20 protein-coding genes are annotated in these 21,276 nt (G+C 30.0%); all 20 read left to right on the top strand.

Going from position 1 to position 21,276, the window contains the following annotated elements:
* Nucleotides 1-92: 92 nt before the first annotated feature.
* Nucleotides 93-320, top strand: a complete 228-nt coding sequence (locus tag H2277_RS07690; RefSeq protein ID WP_337201749.1) for an acyl carrier protein — start codon at nucleotides 93-95, stop codon at nucleotides 318-320.
* Complete coding sequence (locus tag H2277_RS07685) at nucleotides 317-1,540, top strand: hypothetical protein (protein WP_337201748.1); 1,224 nt, start codon at nucleotides 317-319, stop codon at nucleotides 1,538-1,540. Before H2277_RS07690 ends, H2277_RS07685 begins: the two co-directional genes overlap by 4 nt.
* 546 nt (nucleotides 1,541-2,086) lie before the next feature.
* On the top strand, nucleotides 2,087-3,877 hold the full coding sequence (lepA, locus tag H2277_RS07680) for a translation elongation factor 4 (protein WP_337201747.1): 1,791 nt from the start codon (nucleotides 2,087-2,089) through the stop codon (nucleotides 3,875-3,877).
* A gap of 102 nt (nucleotides 3,878-3,979) precedes the next feature.
* Nucleotides 3,980-4,621, top strand: coding sequence for an outer membrane lipoprotein MapA (mapA, locus tag H2277_RS07675; RefSeq protein ID WP_337201746.1), 642 nt, complete (start codon nucleotides 3,980-3,982; stop codon nucleotides 4,619-4,621).
* Nucleotides 4,618-5,193 (top strand): ComF family protein, encoded by a 576-nt coding sequence (locus H2277_RS07670; protein WP_337201745.1) that lies wholly within the window; start codon nucleotides 4,618-4,620, stop codon nucleotides 5,191-5,193. The genes mapA and H2277_RS07670 overlap by 4 nt, the downstream gene beginning before the upstream one ends.
* A 40-nt stretch (nucleotides 5,194-5,233) precedes the next feature.
* Nucleotides 5,234-7,804, top strand: coding sequence for a DNA gyrase subunit A (gyrA, locus tag H2277_RS07665; protein ID WP_337201744.1), 2,571 nt, complete (start codon nucleotides 5,234-5,236; stop codon nucleotides 7,802-7,804).
* A 68-nt stretch (nucleotides 7,805-7,872) separates the two neighbouring features.
* On the top strand, nucleotides 7,873-8,394 hold the full coding sequence (flgP, locus tag H2277_RS07660; protein ID WP_337201743.1) for a flagellar assembly lipoprotein FlgP: 522 nt from the start codon (nucleotides 7,873-7,875) through the stop codon (nucleotides 8,392-8,394).
* Nucleotides 8,370-8,819 carry a hypothetical protein gene (locus tag H2277_RS07655; RefSeq protein WP_337201742.1) on the top strand — a complete coding sequence of 150 codons (450 nt, stop codon included), beginning with the start codon at nucleotides 8,370-8,372 and terminating at the stop codon, nucleotides 8,817-8,819. The genes flgP and H2277_RS07655 overlap by 25 nt, the downstream gene beginning before the upstream one ends.
* Nucleotides 8,820-8,866: 47 nt before the next feature.
* Nucleotides 8,867-10,162, top strand: a complete 1,296-nt coding sequence (locus H2277_RS07650) for a sigma-54 dependent transcriptional regulator (RefSeq protein ID WP_337201741.1) — start codon at nucleotides 8,867-8,869, stop codon at nucleotides 10,160-10,162.
* Nucleotide 10,163: 1 nt separating this feature from the next.
* The gene (locus H2277_RS07645; protein WP_337201740.1) at nucleotides 10,164-11,204 is read left to right on the top strand and encodes an aspartate-semialdehyde dehydrogenase; all 1,041 of its coding nucleotides are present in this window, start codon (nucleotides 10,164-10,166) and stop codon (nucleotides 11,202-11,204) included.
* Nucleotides 11,204-11,710 (top strand): YqhA family protein, encoded by a 507-nt coding sequence (locus H2277_RS07640; protein ID WP_337201739.1) that lies wholly within the window; start codon nucleotides 11,204-11,206, stop codon nucleotides 11,708-11,710. The genes H2277_RS07645 and H2277_RS07640 overlap by 1 nt, the downstream gene beginning before the upstream one ends.
* Nucleotides 11,711-11,765: 55 nt before the next feature.
* Nucleotides 11,766-11,957: a pyruvate ferredoxin oxidoreductase gene (locus H2277_RS07635; protein WP_337201738.1), complete on the top strand. Its 192-nt coding sequence runs from the start codon at nucleotides 11,766-11,768 to the stop codon at nucleotides 11,955-11,957.
* 9 nt (nucleotides 11,958-11,966) lie between these two features.
* A complete protein-coding gene (locus tag H2277_RS07630) occupies nucleotides 11,967-12,398 on the top strand; it encodes a c-type cytochrome (protein ID WP_337201737.1) in 432 nt (143 codons plus the stop codon).
* Nucleotides 12,399-12,415: 17 nt separating this feature from the next.
* Nucleotides 12,416-13,534, top strand: coding sequence for an ABC transporter substrate-binding protein (locus H2277_RS07625; RefSeq protein ID WP_337201736.1), 1,119 nt, complete (start codon nucleotides 12,416-12,418; stop codon nucleotides 13,532-13,534).
* Between the two features lie 8 nt (nucleotides 13,535-13,542).
* Entirely contained in the window at nucleotides 13,543-14,652 is a 1,110-nt protein-coding gene (locus tag H2277_RS07620) for an ABC transporter substrate-binding protein (protein ID WP_337201735.1), read from the top strand.
* 7 nt (nucleotides 14,653-14,659) lie between these two features.
* A complete protein-coding gene (locus H2277_RS07615; protein WP_337201734.1) occupies nucleotides 14,660-15,598 on the top strand; it encodes a branched-chain amino acid ABC transporter permease in 939 nt (312 codons plus the stop codon).
* The gene (locus H2277_RS07610; RefSeq protein WP_337201733.1) at nucleotides 15,599-16,642 is read left to right on the top strand and encodes a branched-chain amino acid ABC transporter permease; all 1,044 of its coding nucleotides are present in this window, start codon (nucleotides 15,599-15,601) and stop codon (nucleotides 16,640-16,642) included.
* Nucleotides 16,639-17,409 (top strand): ABC transporter ATP-binding protein, encoded by a 771-nt coding sequence (locus H2277_RS07605; protein ID WP_337201732.1) that lies wholly within the window; start codon nucleotides 16,639-16,641, stop codon nucleotides 17,407-17,409. The genes H2277_RS07610 and H2277_RS07605 overlap by 4 nt, the downstream gene beginning before the upstream one ends.
* A complete protein-coding gene (locus H2277_RS07600) occupies nucleotides 17,396-18,091 on the top strand; it encodes an ABC transporter ATP-binding protein (protein WP_337201731.1) in 696 nt (231 codons plus the stop codon). Before H2277_RS07605 ends, H2277_RS07600 begins: the two co-directional genes overlap by 14 nt.
* A gap of 18 nt (nucleotides 18,092-18,109) precedes the next feature.
* The coding region (gene ccsA, locus H2277_RS07595) for a cytochrome c biogenesis protein CcsA (protein ID WP_337201730.1) at nucleotides 18,110-21,276 on the top strand (3,167 nt) is incomplete at its 3' end.

The raw sequence follows: 21,276 nt of genomic DNA, 5'->3' as shown, positions 1-21,276 counted from the left end.
TACCTAAACATTTTAAAAGAATAGATAGTTTTAAACTCAATCAAAATGGTAAGATTGATAGGAATTACTATAAAGAACTTTAAGGAGAGAAAATGGAAGAGATTAAGCAGTTTTTTATCAATATAGGCAGAACTGATGTTGATGAAAATATACAAAATTTAGTTAGTGCTAATATCATCGATAGTTTAGATGTAATGAATTTAATCAATGAGATAGAAAAATATTATAATAAAACTTTAGATTCTGATTTTATGAGACCTATGTATTTTGAAAGTTTTGAGAGCATTAGGCAAATGATAAGCAAGGCTTTTGATTTATGAAAATTATTTTATTTGGTTCTTGCGAATCTACTTGGATGAATAGTTTTGCAGAATCCTTAAAAAATTCTAATGCAAAGGTCTATGCTTTGGGATTTCCATCAATTCATCCTTTGGGGCATGTATATAGTTTATATAGAGAGAAAAATAGACAGATTTTAGAAGAAGCAGATCTAATTATTTTTACTCCAACCACTCAAGCTTATCTTAGAGATGAAAATCGTAGTCAATTTATCTTGCCAATTTATAATTATATTTATAAAATTTTAAGTAAATTGCAAAAAAAAGTTTTAATTATTCAATGGCAACATTATGTTTTTTGTGGTGGAAAGTATAGATCTTTTCATAAAATTCAAAGTGAAAGATATGGTTTTAATTTTATCGATGCTTATGAATTTTGTTTAAGGGAAAATTTATTAGATTTTTATACTCAATTTAATTTATTTGAAGTAGAGCATCCTATGGATTTTGTTTATTCAAAAATGGCGCAAAATATTTGTGAAAATTTTAATTTTTTTAAGAAACCCAAAAAGAATATAAGTTTCAATATACCTGATTTTAAAATTTTAGATTTAGATGAAATAATAGAAACTAAAAACAATAATTTTACCAATCAAAGAACTTATCTGTATAAAGAAAATGTTTATGATTTAAAAAGTTCTAAGGAGTTAAAAATTAATTTTCCAAAAGAGTATTTTGGAATGAAGATTTTAGGAATGTATTATCACAACAAACAAAGAATATTTTCTTATTGTATATTTGAAAATAAAGATCAAAAAGTTTTACAAGGAATTTTTGAGACTCAAGGTTTTAATGCCTTAGAATATAATTTTATAATTAACTCCGAAATTAAAATTCATCAATCATTAGATGAAAATGTTAAAAAACCATTATTTACTTGGTTTGATAAAATTTGGGAAAATAATAGAGAAGATATTGGAATTATAGGTTTTCTTCTTGCATCAAAAGAAATAAAAATAGAAGATTTAGAAATTCCAGAAGAAACGGAATTTAAAATTTCAAAAGAATATGATTTTACTCATCTTTGCGAATATTTAAAAGAATATAAAATTGCTATCGAACAATATAATCAAAGAAAAGATCCAATCAAATTAGCACCCTTGCAAAATGAAATTAATACTTTGAATGCCCAAATATCAGATTTAAACAATAAAAAATTAATAAAATTTGAAACAAAAATAAAGAAAATATTTGGATTATAGATTTTATTCTAGCGTGGAGTGTATTTTAGAAGATATAAAATTTTGAAGTTCTATAAAATATAACCTTTATTTTATTGCTTTTATCTGGGTATAGCATGAAGAAGTTTTTTTATAAAATCTAAAATTAATATTTTAAAAACTTAAGCTTAAGAAAAGTAATCATTATAAAATGATTTTTTAAATTTAACCCAAATCCATTTCTAATTTAAAAATAACATTTAGAATTAGCCAATTTAGAACAAGATTTAATCGTTAAAGAAATTTAGAAGGTAAAAAATAGTAAAAATTTTTAAGGAATAAAATAGGTATTATTAATTTTTGTCTAAATTAATTTCAGCTAAAGCCTTTTTTAATCTAAGAGAAACTTTGAAAAAACTAGCAATACTTCAGTATAATAAGGACTAGGCTATATCAAATTATGGTTTAGATAAAGAGGATTTAAAAAAAGAATATAAAAAATCGCTAAGTGTTTACCAAAACCAAATTTAATCATTTCTGAAAAATATTTTTGCTAAAATTTTAAAAAGTACATTTTTTAGGAAGACAATGGAAAATATTAGAAATTTTTCAATCATAGCACATATTGATCATGGAAAAAGTACTCTAGCAGATAGAATCATTTCAGAATGCGGAGCCATTAGCGATAGACAAATGAGTGCTCAAGTTATGGATACTATGGATATAGAAAAAGAACGAGGTATTACGATAAAAGCCCAATCTGTTCGTTTAGAATACACCTTTAATAATCAAAAATATATTTTAAATCTAATCGACACTCCAGGTCATGTCGATTTTTCATATGAAGTAAGCAGATCTTTGGCAAGTTGTGAGGGAGCTTTACTTGTAGTCGATGCTTCGCAAGGCGTTGAAGCACAAACTATAGCCAATGTTTATATCGCTCTTGAAAATAACCTTGAGATTATCCCAGTTATCAATAAAATCGATCTTCCAAATGCGGATGTAGAAAAAGTTAAACATGAAATCGAGCATATTATAGGTATAGATTGCAAGGATGCAATTTGTGTGAGTGCTAAAACAGGTTTAGGGATAAAAGAGCTTATAGAAACAATTATCACTAAAATTCCAGCACCAAAAATAGACAATGAAGCTCCTACTAAAGCTTTAATTTATGATTCTTGGTTTGATAATTATTTAGGTGCTTTGGCTTTAGTGAGAATTTATGAAGGGCAAATTTCTAAAAATGATGAAGTTTTAGTAATGAATACAAATAAAAAGCATATCGTCCAAGATCTTTTTCATCCCCATCCTTTAAATCCGATTAAAACGCAAAGTTTAAAATCAGGCGAGGTTGGAGTTGTCGTTTTGGGGCTTAAAACTGTTGGCGATGTGCAAGTTGGAGATACCATCACTTTAACTAAAAATAAAGCTAAAGAGGCTATAGGGGGTTTTGAAAAAGCAAAGGCTTTTGTATTTGCAGGACTTTACCCTATAGAAACGGACAAATTTGAGGATTTAAGGGATGCTTTAGATAAATTAAAACTCAATGATAGTTCCATTACCTACGAGCCAGAAACTTCTTTGGCTTTAGGTTTTGGCTTTAGGGTTGGTTTTTTAGGTCTTTTGCACATGGAGGTTATTAAAGAAAGATTAGAAAGAGAATTTAATCTAGATCTTATTGCTACAGCTCCAACGGTAACTTATGAAATTTATCAAACCAATGGAGAGCTTTTGAAAATTCAAAACCCTAGCGAACTCCCACCAGTTAATAAAATCGATCATATTAAAGAGCCTTATGTCAAAGCTACGATTATCACTCCGAGTGAGTTTTTAGGAAATTTAATCACTCTTTTAAATCGCAAAAGAGGGATGCAGGTGAAAATGGACTATATTACGCCTGCACGTGTTTTATTAGAATATGATATACCTTTAAATGAAATTGTGATGGACTTTTATGATAAATTGAAATCTTTAACTAAAGGATATGCGAGTTTTGATTATGAGCCGATTGAATTTCGTGTTGGAGATTTGGTTAAGCTTGATATTAAAGTAGCGGGAGAAAATGTCGATGCTTTAAGTATTATTGTGCCAAATGAAAAAGCGCTTAGTAAAGGAAGAGAGCTTGTAAGTGCGATGAAAGAAATCGTTCCTAGACAACTTTTTGAAGTTGCTATTCAAGCAAGTATAGGAAATAAAATCATTGCAAGGGAAACGGTTAAGTCTATGGGAAAAAACGTAACTGCAAAATGTTATGGCGGGGATATTACTAGAAAAAGAAAGCTTTTAGAAAAGCAAAAAGAGGGCAAAAAAAGAATGAAGGCTATTGGTAAAGTTCATTTACCTCAAGAAGCCTTTTTAAGTGTTTTAAAAATTGATTAAGTTCTTAAATTTAACTTATTTTTAAATTGCACTTGAAATTTGTTGATAATTTTAATACAATGCTTGAAAAATAATTTTTTATAATAAATTTAAGGAGAAAAAATGATTAAAAAGTGTTTGATTTTTGTACTTGCTGCTTTGTTTTTGAATTCTTGTGCTAGCAAGAATACTTTTGATCAAGTTAATCAAATTTCTAAAAATTCGGCGTGTAGTCCTTGTGAAAGCCCGAGTGGTTATGAGGCTAAAATAAAAGGTCTTTTATATATCAGCGATGTTGGAATTCAATGTTGTGCTAATAAACGCACCCTAGATACTGCGGTAGCTTTGAAAAAAGTATATTTACATCGTTTTTATGATTTAAAAGAGGAGCAAAAGGTATTTTTTGCAAAAAATCAAAAATTGTACGTAGATTTAGATTTTAATGCTATTTTTTATGTTTATTTAAAACAAGAACTTCAAGCTAGAGGCATTGTGGTACTTGATGATAATAGTGCGGATTCTCCTTATGTGACTAAAATTGATCTTGCTTTTTCAAAATACAGTGCAAGACAAGATGGAGCAGGGTTACATTCAAAACTTGTTGGAGTTTTAAATTTAAGCGATGTTAATAAAAATAGAAAATTCACCTTACGCACAAAACAAGATGTGCAAGGTTTTGAAAATTTAAAAGATGTTCCATTTTATACACATTTACTTATAAAACAAATGGCTAATAAAGCAGCGAGTATTATTTCAGAGCTTTGAAATGTTTAAATTGCGGAGGTTTTACTCTGCTTTGTTTTTGCAATGATTGTTCTCAAGAATTATCCGATTTTTCTTTAGGGGTAAGAATTCTTGAGGATAATTTTAAAGTGTATTCTTTTTATAAATATCACGAGATAAAACATTTATTACATTCCAAACATCATTTTTATGGTTATTTTGTTTTTCATTTTTTAGCAAGACTTAGTTTTGCTAAATTTAAAAATTTCTTTTCTCCTGATCAAAAAATCAATGTTATAGCTTTAGATGATAGGGTGGAAAATTTACTCTATTCTCATTCAGCCATTTTAGCTAAATACTTAAAAACACAGTTTATTAAGCCTGTATTCGGGGCTTTGCATTCTCAAAATTCTTTAAAATATTCTGGAAAAAGTTTGGCATATAGGCAAAAAAATAAAAGAAATTTTAAACTTTTAAAAAGAATTTCTTACCCTGTGATTTTGATTGATGATATTGTAACTTCGGGTTCTAGTTTATTAGAGGCTAAAAAATTTTTAGAAAAAAACAAAATTTCTGTTCTTTTTGCCCTTGTTTTAGCTGATGCAAAAGTTTAATATGGTAAAATAAAAATTTCAATATTGTGGAAGGATTTTTATGGAAAATATTTTTAACAAAGATTCTGATATTGAGATTATCGATATAGAAAATTCCATTAAAAGTAGTTATTTAGATTATTCTATGAGTGTTATTATCGGGCGTGCCCTTCCAGATGCAAGGGATGGCTTAAAGCCTGTGCATAGAAGAATTCTTTATGCTATGAATGATCTTGGTGTTGGAAGTCGTAGTGCTTACAAGAAATCCGCACGTATTGTCGGGGATGTGATCGGTAAATACCATCCACATGGCGATACCGCTGTTTATGATGCTTTGGTAAGAATGGCGCAAGATTTTTCTATGCGTTATCCAACTATAGATGGACAGGGAAACTTTGGATCTATAGATGGAGATGGTGCTGCTGCAATGCGTTATACTGAAGCTAGAATGACTATTTTAGCTGAAGAGCTTTTACGTGATATTGATAAAGATACGGTGGATTTTATTCCAAATTATGATGATTCTATGAATGAACCTGATGTTTTGCCTGCTAGGGTGCCAAATTTATTACTCAATGGATCTAGCGGTATTGCTGTGGGTATGGCAACCAATATTCCTCCACATAGTTTAAATGAATTAGTTGATGGTCTTTTGTATTTGCTTGATAATAAAAATGCCACTTTAGAAGAATTGATGCAGTTTATTAAAGGTCCTGATTTTCCAACCGGTGGTATTATATATGGTAAAAAAGGCATTATTGAAGCTTATCGTACTGGACGTGGTCGCGTAAAGATTAGGGCAAAAACTCATATAGAGAAAAAGTCAAATAAAGATATTATTGTTATAGATGAACTTCCTTATCAAACCAATAAAGCAAGACTTATAGAGCAAATTGCTGATCTTGTAAAAGAAAAACAGATTGAAGGAATTTCTGAAGTCAGAGATGAAAGCGATAGAGAAGGAATTCGTGTTGTCATAGAGCTTAAACGTGAAGCAATGAGCGAAATTGTTTTAAATAATCTTTTCAAATCTACAACAATGGAAAGCACCTTTGGTGTGATTATGCTTGCAATTCACAATAAAGAACCAAAGATTTTTTCTTTAAGCGAACTTTTAAATCTCTTTTTAACTCATAGAAAAACAGTCATTATTAGAAGAACTATTTTTGAACTTCAAAAAGCAAGAGCAAGAGCACATATTTTAGAAGGTCTTACTGTCGCACTTGATAATATTGATGATGTAATAGCTTTGATTAAAAATAGTCCTGATAATGCTAGCGCAAGAGATTCTTTAATGGCAAAATTTGGCTTGAGTGAAATTCAAGCTAATGCTATTTTAGATATGAAATTAGGTCGTTTAACAGGACTCGAAAGAGAAAAAATTGAAAATGAACTCGCAGAACTTATGAAAGAAATCGCAAGATTGGACGAAATTTTAAAAAGCGAAAAATTACTTGAAGACTTAATCCGCGATGAATTAAAAGAAATTAAAGCTAAATTTAATGTACCGCGTATGACTCAAATAGAAGATGATTATGATGATATAGACATGGAAGATTTAATTCCAAATGAAAATATGGTGGTAACTATTACTCATCGTGGTTATATCAAGCGTGTTCCAAGCAAACAGTATGAAAAACAAAAACGTGGTGGTAAGGGTAAGCTCGCTGTTACAACCTATGATGATGATTTTATAGAAAACTTCTTTACCGCAAATACTCATGATACTTTGATGTTTGTAACCGATCGTGGTCAGCTTTATTGGTTGAAAGTTTATAAAATTCCAGAAGGATCAAGAACTGCTAAAGGAAAAGCTGTTGTTAATTTGATCAATTTGCAAGCTGAAGAAAAAATTATGGCAATTATTCCAACAACTGATTTTGATCAAAGTAAATCTTTATGCTTCTTTACAAAAAATGGTATAGTTAAGCGTACTAATTTAAGTGAATATCAAAATATACGTAGTGTTGGTGTAAAAGCGATTAATTTAGATGAAAATGATGAATTAGTTACTGCAATCATTGTTCAAAGGGATGAAGAAGAAATTTCTTTAGCTTCAGTTGCAGATAATATTGATACAGAAAATGAAGTGGAAAATGAAGAATTATTAGAGGAAACAAAAGGAAAAATGCTTTTTGCGGTTACAAAAAAAGGTATGTGTATCAAATTTCCTCTTGCAAAAGTGCGTGAAATTGGTCGCGTAAGTCGTGGTGTAACGGCTATTAAATTTAAGGAAAAAAATGATGAATTGGTGGGTGCTGTTGTCATAGAAAATGATGAGCAAGAAATTCTAAGTGTTAGTGCTAAAGGTATAGGGAAACGCACAAATGCTGGAGAATATAGACTTCAAAGTAGAGGAGGTAAGGGTGTTATTTGTATGAAACTCACCGATAAGACTAAAGAACTTATTAGTGTGGTGATTGTAGATGAAGATATGGATTTGATGGCTCTTACAAGTAGCGGAAAGATGATCCGAGTTGATATGCACAGTATTCGTAAAGCCGGACGTAATACTAGTGGAGTTATTGTTGTAAATGTAGAAAATGATGAAGTTGTTAGCATTGCTAAATGTCCTAAAGAAGAGGTTGATGAGGAAAATAGTGATGAAAATCCAGATTTAAATTTAGAATAGTTTTGTAAAAAGTTGGAACGCTTTTTGCTTAATAGATATTAATGACAAAAAATTTTGAAGGTGTAAATATGAAAAAAATTTTTATGATGCTAGTTGTAGCAGGAATTTTTGTTGGCTGTGTGCCAAGTACTAATAGGGTAGCGGGTAAGAATGCAAGTAGTGCTTCTGTAAATTCTCAAGCTCCAGAAATTATTGTGCAAAAAGTTGATAAAGATGATGTGCGCGATATTATCAAGCAAGAAAAAATGTTAGCTCCTGATACAACAGATAGCGAACTTAGTTTTACTGCTGTTGGAGAAGGTATTGCTCCAATGAATACTGTTTCTACGGCCCAAGCACTTGCATTAGCAAAAAGAGCAGCTATTACAGATGCTTACAGACAACTTGCAAGTAAACTTTATGGTGTGAAAGTAAATGGTAAAGATACTGTGAAAGATGCTATGCTTAGAAGTTCAACTATTACTGCTCAAGTAAATGGATTGATTAAGAATGCAAGTATTATTGATGAAAATTTCAATCAAGGTCTTTATAGGGTAAATGTAGAACTTAAGATTGATGCGGACAAGTGGAAAGAATTGTTTGCTTATTGATTTTTTTAAGCTTGAAGGTTTTTGCTCAAGATGAATTTATATTTTGGGCAGAGCTTTCAAGTAAAAATTTAGTTCTTTTTCATCAAAGTCAAAATATCTCTTTGGCTATGACTCAAAGTGAAAATACTATCAGTGAATTTGCTTGCGAAATACCTTACAATGATAATGATTTTAAAAAAATTCCTAAAACTGAGTTAGGCATGATCGATGATTATATGGCAAAAAATATCAAGCTTAATTTTTTAAATTCTCACAAAGAAGAATTAATCGATTGTTTTACTAGCGCAAATGTTTCTATAAAAGATATCACAAAAACAGATCTTATGAAAGCTCAAAATGAAATTTATATTAGAATTTTACCTTTACGTTTTAGCGTGGATTTTGGTTTAAAAAGTGCTATGATATATTATCTTAAAAAAAAGTGACTTTAAGCCTTATTTTGTTATTATTGTAAAAATTCTAAAGGTTGGTAATGAATTTAGTGATCGTAGAAGATGATATCAATATGAGAAAATCTCTTGAAATAGCTTTGGGTGAATACGAGGAATTTAAAATAAAATCCTATAAATCAGCCACAGAAGCACTTAAAAAGATTGATTCCAATACAGATTTAATTATTACAGATATAAATATGCCAGGAATGGATGGTCTTGAGTTTGTTAAAGCTTGTGAAAACAAATATGACTTTATTATTATGACAGGAAATGCAACCTTAAATCGTGCTATTGAAGCTATGCGACTTGGAGTTAAAGATTTTTTAACCAAACCTTTTGATATAGAAACTTTAGTTGAAGCGATTAAACGTGCAAAGATTATACGTCAAAAAACTTCTGATAAAAAACCTAAAGGGCAAAATACCTATAAAAACACAGGTTTTTTCTCTACATCTGAAAAATTAGAACAAACTTTAAATTTAAGCAAAAAGGCAGCAAAAACAGATGCTTCAGTTATGTTTTTTGGCGAAAGTGGAGTAGGTAAAGAGGTTTTTTCTCGTTTTATCCATGAAAATTCACAACGTTTTGATAAGCCTTTTGTAGCTATTAATATGGCTGCAATTCCTGCAAATTTAATAGAAAGCGAATTGTTTGGATTTGAAAAAGGAGCCTTTACAGACGCTAATGCTACCAAAATAGGTCTTTTTGAAATGGCTAATGGAGGAACTTTATTTTTAGATGAAATTGGCGAAATGCCTTATGAGATACAGGCAAAACTTTTAAGGGCTTTACAAGAAAAAGAGATTGTGAGACTTGGAAGTACTAAAAATATTAAAATCGATGTAAGAATTATAAGTGCAACTAACGCTAATTTAGATGAAAAAATAAAAAATGGAGATTTTAGATCAGATCTTTATTATCGTTTGAATACTATTCCTATAAATATTCCACCTTTAAGAGAGCGCAAGGAGGAAATTTTAGAAATTGCTAATAAAGTTCTTGAGCAAACTTGTCAAGAGTATAATTTTGAAAACAAATGTCTAAGCAAGGAAGCTGAAAAAACCTTATTGGAATACAATTATCCAGGTAATATCAGAGAACTTATTTCTATAGTACAACGTGCTTGTATTTTAAGCGAAGGAGATGAAATTTTATCTCAAGATTTATTTTTGGAAGCTAGAACTTTTAAAAAAGATGTGAAAAATTTAGAAAAAGAATTGTTAGAGCAAATTTTAAAAGAACTTGGTTTTGATAAACAAAAAGCAGCAAATGAACTTGGAATGAGCCTTGAAATTTTAGAGAAAAAAATCAAGCAATATCAAATAAAGGAATAAAATGGCAAAAAAGCAAAAAATAGCCATAGTTGGCGTAACTGGTGCTGTCGGAGAGGAAATTTTAAACGTTTTAGAAGAGCTTGAATTTCCAGTTGAAAATATCTTGCCTTTAGCAAGTGCTAAAAGTGCAGGAGATGAGATAGAATTTAAAGGAAAAGTTTATAAAGTAAAAGAATTAAAAGAAGATACTTTTAAGGAAAATCCAGTCGATATCGCTTTTTTTAGCGCAGGTGGAAATATAAGCAAACAATACGCTAAATTTGCAGTTGAGTGTGGTGCTGTAGTTATTGATAATACTAGTTATTTTAGAATGGACAAAGATATTCCTTTAGTTGTTCCAGAATGTAATTTTGAAGATATTAAGGATTGGAAAAAAACAGGAATTATTGCAAATCCAAATTGTTCAACGATACAAATGGTACATATTTTAAAACCACTTGATGATGCTTTTGATCTTAAGCGAGTAGATGTAAGTACTTATCAAGCTTCTAGTGGTGCAGGTAAAGAAGGTATGCAAGAATTAGTTGAAGGAATGCAAAGCTTTTTTGCTTTTAAATTAGATGAATTTAAAGCCCAAACTTTTCCGCATACTTTAGCCTTAAATTTAATTCCGCACATTGATGAATTTACAGATGGTGGATACACTAAAGAAGAGTTAAAGATGATCAATGAAACTCAAAAGATTTTACATAAAAAGCTTCAAATTTCAGCAACCTGTGTTAGGGTTCCGGTTTTAAGAAGTCATAGCGAGTCTATTACTATGCATTTTAATCAAGAGGTTGACGCTGCTAAAGCGCGTCAAATTTTGAAAAAAGCTCCAAATGTTGTTGTTTTAGATGATCCAAAAAATAAAAAATATCCTATGCCTTTAACTACAAGTGATACTAATGAAACTTATGTTGGAAGAATTCGTTCAGATCAATACAATAAAAAAATACTTCATTTGTGGTGTGTTGCGGATCAAATTCGTGTAGGAGCAGCGACTAATGCTGTTAGAATTGCTCAAAAATGGTTAGAGTTGAAAAATAATCAGGAAAAATAATGTTAGAAAGAATTTTTGAATCTTTATTGATTAAAAGTCGTATAGTTACCATTTTACCTGTTATATTTGGACTTGTAGGTGCTTTTGTACTTTTTGTGATTGCAAGTTATGATGTTTTTAAAGTGATTTTTTACACTTATAATTATTTTTTTGGTTTAAATGCAAATATCGATTTACATGAAGATGTTGTTGCTTTGATTATAGGAGCTGTAGATCTTTATTTAATGGCTTTGGTTTTATTTATTTTTTCTTTTGGAGTTTATGAGCTTTTTATTAGCGAAATTGAAGAATTTAAACAAATGAAACAAAGTAAAGTTTTGGAAGTGCATAGTTTAGATCAACTTAAAGATAAACTAGCAAAAGTCATTATTATGGTTTTGATTGTAAATTTTTTTCAACGAGTTTTGCAAATGAAATTTTCAACACCTGCAGATATGGCTTTTTTGGCAGGTTCTATCTTAGCACTTTGCTTAGGTCTTTATTTTTTACATAAAGGAAATCATTAAGATTGATTATCTTTTTTTGATATAATCAACTCTTTGATTTTTATAGAAAGTGTGTATGAAAATAATATTATTTTTTATTTCGATGATATTTTGTTTAAGTGTTTGCGATGCGACACCTTTGGATGAAATTTTTAAAGATATTGAAGTATCTGGAACCATACGTTATACATATGGAAATTCAAAGAGTAAAAATATCCATAGCTATAATTTTAACAAGCATGATATCAATATAAGTAAAATAAATTAAGGAAATATGATGATTTTTCGTTTGTTTTTTATGAGTTCTATCTTTATCGTGGCTCTTTTTGGCATTAACTTAAAATCTATTTTTGGTTATACTTTTGATGCTAATAAACAATATAATTTAGCTGAAGCTAAAAAGATTTATTTTAAAAATAAATGCAATGTTTGTCATGGGGATAATGGTGAAAAAAGCACCTCTCGCTATAGAGCACTAAAGGATATGTCCGCAGAAGATATTAAAACAGTTTTAATGGGCTATACTTTGGATAATGCTTCCACGATGACTTCTCAAATGGCCTTATACGCTAAAAATTTAAGCCATGATGATATGGATAATATTATTGCTTATATCAAAGGAGATAACTTTGCTCTTGATTTGCAAGTTAAAGATTTGATAGAAAAAGAACCTTCGCAAAAAACAAAACATAATATTTTTTTAAAATAATTTAAAAAGGATTGGCAATGAAAAAAATAGTTTTTTTGTTAAATATTTTTATTTTTATAAATTGCAGTTTATATGCAAAAACAATTAATATAGGTGTTGTTTTGCCATTAACAGGATCAGTAGCTGCTTATGGGCAAGATGTTTTTAGCGGAGTTGAGTTTGCTAATAAATTAAATCCGAAGCTTGATAATGGCGATATAGTTAAATTAATTATAATCGATACTAAGGGTGATAAACTCGAAACAGCAAGTGGTGTTAATCGTTTAATTACACAAGATAAAGTTTTAGGTATCATTGGAGAAACCACTACGCCAAATACAATTCAAGCAATTTCTATTATCGAAGATAAAAAAATTCCTCTTATAGCTCCAGTAGCTTCAGGGGATAAGCTTTTGGATGGTAAAAAATATGCCTCTCGTGTTTGTTTTAGTGATGGTTTTCAAGGAGATAAATTTGCTACTTATATTACTAAAGATTTGAATTTAAAAAATGCTGTTATTATCATTGATCAAAGTAATGTTTATTCTTTAGGTTTGGCAAAAGCTTTTGAAAAATCTTTAAAGGCTAATGGCGGAAAAGTTTTAAAAAAATTAATCATCAGCTCTGGAGATAAAGATTTTAGAGCGATAGTATCACAACTAAAGGGTTTAAATCCTGATTTTGTTTATATGCCAATTTATCATCCTGAGGCAGCTTTAATAGCTAGGCAAGCTAAGCAACTAGGATTTAATAAATTATTAACTGCAGGAGATGGAGTGAATAATAAAACCTTTATAGAATTAGGTTCAAGTGCTGTTAATGGTGTGATTTTTACTGATAGTTTTGATTCTAACAATCCTCTAACAAATCGCGGTAAAAAATTTATTGCCGAGTATGAAAAAGAAAAAGGAGATAAGAATCTTCCTGCTTTTTCAGCAATGGGTGCTGATGCTTATTATGTTATGCTTAATGCCATGAATGCTTGTAAAGATAATCTAACAAGTGAGTGCATCAATGATAAAATTCATCAAACTAAAAATTATGAAGGCGTTGGAGGTTTTATAAGTATTGATGCTAATGGAAATGCTGTTCGTCCTGTTGTTATAAAAGAAATTCAAAATGGTAAGCAGGTTTATAAAACTTTGATAAAACCTTAGGAGCACTCATGAATAAAAAAATAATTTTAATTGCATTCTTAATTTTAAATTTAGAAGCTAAGGATATTAATTTAGGAGTCGTTTTGCCTTTAAGTGGAGCTACAGCAGCTTATGGACAAAGTGCCCTAGATGGTATTGAGATTGCAAATAAAATGCAAGGAACTTTGAAAAATGGTGACAAGATCAATTTAATAGTCTTAGACACCAAAGGTGATAAAATAGAATCTTCAAGTGCGGCGACTCGTCTAGTTACTCAAGATAAAGTGTTGGGCATTATTGGTGAGATGATTACTGCTAACACCTTGCAAGTTATGAGAGTGGCTGAAGATAATAAAATTCCACTGATTGCACCCGCAGCAACTGGAGATAAACTTTTGGAAAATAAAAAATATTCTAGCAGGGTATGTTTTATGGATAGTTTTCAAGGATCTTCTTTGGCAAAATATGTTAATGAAAAATTTGGCTTTAAAAAAGCAGTTGTAGTAGTAGATCAAAGTACGGATTATTCTTTGGGTTTAGCAAAAGCTTTTGAAAAGGAATTTAAAGCAAGAGGTGGAAAAATCTTAAAGGTATTAAGGGTAAATTCAGGAGATAAAGATTTTAGAGCTATAATTACTCAAATTAAAATTTTAAATCCAGATTTTATTTATTTACCACTTTATTATAGTGAGGCGGCTTTATTTGCAAGACAATCAAAAATCATAGGCTTAAATGCTCCTATGGGCTCTGCTGATGGTGTTGCTGATGCAACTTTTATAAAATTAGCTAAAGAAGCGTCTGATAATTATATTTTCACCGATAGTTTTGATTCTTACAATCCTGTGACAAAATTGGGTAAGGAATTTATCTTAGCTTATGAAAAAGAGAAAAAAGATAAAGATGTCCCTGCTTTTTCAGCAATAGGTGCTGATGCATACTTTGTAATGCTCAATGCCATGAATGCTTGTAAAGATAATCTAACAAGTGAGTGCATCAATGATAAAATTCATCAAACTAAAAATTATGAAGGCGTTTCTGGAATTATCAGTATAGATAAAAATGGCAATGCTATTCGTTCTATTATTGTAAAAGAAATTAAAAATCAAAAACCAATATATAAAGATATAATAAATCCTTAGGACTAAAATGGACTCGATTTTATTTTTTCAACAAATTGTTAATGGTTTGAGTTTGGGGAGTATGTATGCTCTTATTGCTGTAGGCTATACTATGGTTTATGGTGTTTTAAGACTTATTAATTTTGCCCATGGTGACATAATGATGGTTGGAGCTTACATAGCTCTTTTGCTTATCAATTGTCTTTCCCCGTTTATCAACACTACTTTATTAGATAATCAATACATTTTAGCAATTTTTATAGTTGCCTTAATAGCTTCTATGATGTTTTCTTCTCTTGTTGGGGTAATTATTGATAAAATTGCCTATAAGCCTTTAAGAAAAGCTCCTAGAATTTCATTATTAATTACAGCTATTGGTATTAGTTTCTTTTTGCAAAATTTATTTAATATGATTTTTACTTCAACGGAGCAGCAATTTCCAGTTCCTCCAATTTTTGAAAAAATGATTACCTTAGGCAAAGTCAGCATGACTTTAGGTTCTTTATTGGTTCCTTTGGTGACTTTGCTTGTGATGTTTATCGTTCTTATCTTGCTATATAAAAGCAAATACGGTATTGCTATTCGTGCTTTAGCTTTTGATATACAAACGGTAAATTTAATGGGAATTAATGCAAATCGTATTATAGCTATTGTTTTTGCTTTAGGTTCTGCTTTAGCGGCTTTAGCTGGAATTTTTTGGTCGAGTAATTATTATTCAGTTTATCCTACCATGGGAACTTTAGTAGGGCTGAAAGCTTTCGCGGCAGCTGTTTTAGGTGGGATTGGTTCTGTGGTTGGTGCTGTTTTAGGTGGATTGATTATAGGGCTTACTGAAGTGATGGTTGTTGCTTTTTTTCCAGATCTTTCAGGCTTTAAAGATGCCTTTGCCTTTATCTTTTTGGTATTTATTTTACTTTTTAGACCAACGGGAATCTTAGGTATTAATTTTGAAAAAAGTAGGTTTTAGATGATAAAGATGAAATTTTCTGCTTTAATTTATATTATTTTAGCTATTGCTTTTATTGTGATAGCGCCGCATTATTTTGATAGCTATGGAATAGGGATTTTAAATCAAATTGCTATTTATATCACTTTAGCCGTGAGTTATAATCTTATCAATGGCGTGACTGGGCAATTTTCATTAGAGCCTAATGGTTTTATTGCTATTGGTGCTTATGCGGCTGCTCTGGTGCTTTTAAGTGTTGATCAAAAAAATGATTTATTTAGCCTAGAAGATCCTAGTCCTATTATTTTAGCTTTACATACAAATTCATTTATTTTAGCTCTTATCATTGCCGGATTTAGTGCTTGCGTTTTATCTTTAATCCTTTCTTTTGCGGTTTTTCGAGTCAGAGGTGATTATTTAGCAATTGTGACTTTAGGTTTTGGTATTATCATACAAAAATTAGCTATTAATTTTCCAAGTTTAACAAATGGTTCTATGGGATTAAATGGTGTTCCTTTGTTTTCTAATTTATATTGGACAGGTGGTATTGCAATTATTGCGGTTATTTTAATTTTGAATTTAGTGTATTCTAAATTTGGTAGAGCTATGAAAGCCATACGTGATGATGAAGATGCTGCGAGTGCTATGGGTATTAATACTTTTTGGATTAAAACTCTTGCTTTTTCAACTTCTGCTTTTTTGGAAGGAGTAGGTGGAGGACTTTTAGTATGTCTTCTTGGATCAGTTTCTCCTGAACAATTTGGTTTTGAATTCACCTTTGTACTTTTAATTATCATTGTTTTAGGTGGACTTGGTTCAACAACTGGAGCTGTAATTGGATCTATATTGGTTATAGGTGGTATGGAATGGTTAAGATTTTTAGATGAATTACAAATTAAAATTGATATTTTAAATATTAATATCGAGTCTATGCCAGGTCTTCGCATGGTTGCTTTCTCTTTAGTGTTAATCTTAGTTATGCTTTTTGCAAGAAGAGGAATTTTTGGAGATAAGGAACTGAATTTCTTTTTAAGCAAAAACTCTAGAAAGAAAGGATTTAAATGATACTAGAATTAAAAAATATCACTAAATCTTTTGGAGAAGTGCAAGCGATCAACGAGACTTCTTTTTGCATCCAAAAAGGAGAAATTTTTGGTTTAATCGGCCCTAATGGAGCTGGAAAGACGACTTTATTTAATATTATCACAGGAAATTATAAACCAACTAGCGGAGAAGTATTTTTTCAAGATCAAAAAATAAGCCACCTTAAACCTTATGAAATTGTACATTTAGGCATAGCAAGAACCTTTCAAAATATAAGACTTTTTTCAAGTATGAATGTTCTTGAAAATGTAATAATAGGTTTTAATAAACAAATGAAATATAGTATTTTAGAGGCATTTCTTCACTTGGGGCGTTTTAGTAAAGTTGAGAAAGAATTTAACCTTAAGGCTTATAGCATTTTAGAGGAATTAGGAATAGCTGATTTGGCAAATGAGAAAGCTACAAGTTTAAGTTATGGGCAACAAAGAAAGGTTGAAATTGCTCGCGCAATGGCGACAAATCCAAAACTTTTATTGTTAGATGAGCCAGCGGCTGGCATGAATTCAAGTGAAAGTGATGAATTGGCTAAACTCATTTTAAAATTAAGAGAAAAATATAAAATCAGCATTTTATTAATAGAACATGATATGAAATTTGTGAATCAGCTTTGCGATAAGGTTTTAGTGCTTGATTATGGTAGGACTATCTTTGAGGGAAAATTAAGCGATGCGGTTGAGCATAAAGAAGTAATCGCTGCTTATCTAGGGGATTTTGATGCTAGTAGTTAAAGATTTACATGTATATTATGGCTTGATTGAAGCTGTTAAGGGTATAGATTTTAAGGTTGATACAGGCAATATAGTTTCGCTTATAGGTTCTAATGGAGCGGGTAAGACCTCCACTTTAAATGCTCTTTTAAATTCAGTTAAACGCACTGGAGAGGTTAATTTTTTAGGCTATGATACTAAAAGACATTTAACTCATACTTTAGTGCAAAAAGGCATAGCTTTGGTTCCAGAAGGAAGACGTGTTTTTATTAATCTTAGCGTGGAAGAAAATTTAAAAATTGGAGCTTATAATAATAGTGAAAATTATGAACATTTAAGAAAGCAAATGTATAAATTATTTCCACGACTTGCAAGTAAGAAAAATTGTATGGCAGGAAGCTTAAGTGGTGGCGAAGCTCAAATGTTGGCTATTTCAAGGGCCTTAATGAGCGAGCCAAAACTTTTGATGCTTGATGAACCTTCTTTGGGTTTGGCACCTAAAATTGTTGGCGAAGTTTTTGATATTATAGTTCGTTTAAAAAATGAAGGTATAACTATACTTTTAGTTGAACAAAATGCTTACTCTGCTTTAAAAATAAGCGATTACGCATATGTTTTAGAAAATGGCAAAATTGCAATGCAAGATAAAGCCAAAAATTTAATTGGAAATGATGATATTAGAAAAAAATATCTAGGATTGTAAAAAAGGACATGAAAAAAAATGAAAAGAATAATTAAAAGTGTAGGGGATTTAAGAATTTCTATAATTTTATTTTTAATTTTTGCGTTATTTTGCGCTTTGGCGACTTTTATAGAAAGTTCTTATGGAACTCCTACGGCTTGGGCTATGATTTATGATGCTTTTTGGTTTGAATATATTCAATTGTTACTAGGTGTAAATTTGCTATGCGGTATGTTTCGTTATAAAATGTTTAATTTTAAAAAACTACCCTTAATGATTTTTCACCTATCTTTTCTTTTTATTCTTGTAGGGGCTGGAATTACGAGATATTATGGATTTGAAGGAACTTTATCTATCAGAGAACATACGCAAAATTCATTAATACAAAGTTCAAAAACTTCGGTTCGTCTTTCTGCTATCAAAGACGGGGAACAATATAGCATTATAAATGATCGTTATATTGGAAATTTACCTTTTGCCAATAATTTTAAACTTACTTTAAATATGGGTAACGACAAGGCGGTTTTAAAATATAAAGATTTGATTTTAGATGCTGATTATGTTTATAAAGAAAATAATACTTCAGATCCTCTACTTGCTATAACATTTTCTCAAAAAAATATGCAAGGAATAACAATGGAATTTAAAAAAGGAGAAATTAAAAATATTGATGGAATTAATTTTTCCTTTATGAATGATAATGTTGCAAAACCCTATGTTAAAATTGATCAAAATTTAAATTTAAGTTCAAGTGAAGATTTAAATGCATTTGACATGAAAGAGGGTAAAAATTTTGTTTTAAAAACTACAAAGAATCAAAATGCCAAGGATTTAAGACTTTATAACATTAAAGATCTAAATTTTGTTATAAAATTTGCTTCTTTGCATGGAGATCGCGAAATTCAAGGTGTCAATAGACCACAAGATGAAAGTTTTTGGTTGTGGTTTAAATCTTCTTGGATGGAATTAGCTAGAACAATGTTAGTTTCAAGTTTTGGAGAGCCTCAAAATTGGAAAACTTCATGGCTTTTGAAATTTAAAGATTTTGCAATGAGTAAAGAATATCAAGCCTTAAATTTAAAAGGTGTCAATGCTTTAAAACTTGAATTAACTTATAAAAATAAAAGTAAAGATTTCTATATTTTTGAGTATGATAAGCCTGTAATGATCGACCTAGAAGGACAGAAATTTTTTATTTCTTGGGGGCTTTCTTACAATAAATTACCTTTTGAAATTTATTTAAATAAATTCATTTTAGATCGCTATCCAGGCTCTATGTCTGCGGCTTCTTATGCAAGCGAGATTACAGTTAAAGATGGAAGTAAAAATTTTGATTATAGGATATTTATGAATAATGTTTTAGATTATAATGGTTATAGATTTTATCAAAATTCTTACGATCAAGATGAAAAAGGGACAGTTCTTTCAGTCAATAAAGATCCAGGAAAAACTCCAACTTATATAGGTTATTTTTTATTAATCTTAGGAATGTTTTTAAATTTCTTTAATCCAAATTCAAGATTTAGAACTTTAGTAAGACTAATCAATCAAGATTCTTTAAAGAATATCGGAGCTTTTTTATTGGTATTTTTTATTTTTTGCGGAGCAAATAAAGCTTTTGCTAAGGATAATGATTTACCTATAGTAAATCCAGAGCACGCTAAAGCTCTTGCTTCTTTGGTTTTGCAAAAATCTTTAGACGGTAGAATGATGCCTTTTGATACTCTATCAAGAGAAATTTTGGAAAAAATTCATCACAGTGATACTTATAAAGGGCAAGATGCTAATGCAGTGATGCTTTCCATGCTTATAGCTGTGGATAAATGGCAAAACGAACCTTTTATTTTAATGCCTGATGATAGCGCTATCCGTAAAGATATTGCTAAAATTTTAAAAATTTCTGATAAAAAATATATTTCTTATAGAGATTTTTTTGATGAAAATAATCATTATAAACTTCAAAAATACGTTGAAAATGCAAATAGAAAAAATCCAAATACAAGAAACACTTTTGATAAAGAAATTGTAAAGCTAGATGAAAGAGCTAATATTGTTAATTTGGTTTTTAGCGGAGAGCTTTTTAAATTTATCCCTGTGCAAAATGATCAAAATAATCTTTGGTTGGCGCCTTATTCTGCTATTACAACTCTAAAGGGGGAAGAAGGAGAGATTGTTTTAGCCTTGGTGCGAAATTATTTTGGAGCAGTTGATCAAGCTTTTAGTGATAATAATTGGACCAAGGCAGATAAAGCTTTAAAACTAATCAAAGAGTACCAAAGCAAAGTTGGATATAGGGTTATGCCAAGCGAAAACAAAATCAAAACCGAAATTTTCTCAAATCAAATTAAAATTTTTTCAAAATTAATCCCTGTTTATTTGATCGCAGGAATTTTGCTCTTGGTACTTGTTTTTGCTAAAATGATTGCTCCAAATTTAAAAATAACAAAGATATTTAAAATTGTATATACTTTAAATATCTTAGCTTTTATTGTCCATACTATAGGATTAATTCTTCGTGCGTATTTATCTGAGCATGCACCTTGGAGTAATGCTTATGAAAGTATGATTTATATCGCATGGGCTTTATCATTATCTGGGATATTTTTCTCTAAAAAAAGCCCTATAGCTTTATCTCTTACTTCCATTTTATCGGGTATAGTTTTAATGGTAGCGTATTTGAATGAAATAAATCCTCAAATTACAAATCTTATGCCTGTTCTTAATTCTTATTGGTTAAGTATACATGTATCTGTTATAACTGCTAGTTATGGATTTTTAGGTTTGTGTGCTTTATTGGGTATTTTTGTTTTATTGTTAATGTGTTTCCTTAAAAAAGATGGAAAATATAATTCTAATATCTTAAGAAACATCACAGAAGCTACTAGAATAAATGAAATGGCTATGATTTTAGGACTTTGCTTGCTTACAATTGGAAATTTCTTAGGGGCAATTTGGGCAAATGAAAGCTGGGGGAGATATTGGAGTTGGGATTCTAAAGAAACTTGGGCTTTGGTGACTATTTTAGTCTATGCTGCAATTTTACATCTTAGAATGATTCCTAAATATTGTAACCAATTTGTATTTGCTTTATGGAGCATGTTTGCTTATTGGGTAGTTGTGATGACTTATTTTGGCGTGAATTATTTCTTAACCGGTATGCATTCTTATGCAGCTGGAGAGGCGGTTCAAATTCCTGATTATGTTTA

It is taken from the genome of Campylobacter sp. W0014, from assembly GCF_020135975.1.
In the GTDB taxonomy this organism is placed as follows: Bacteria; Campylobacterota; Campylobacteria; order Campylobacterales; family Campylobacteraceae; genus Campylobacter_D.
This window is presented reverse-complemented; position numbering and strand designations above follow the sequence as displayed.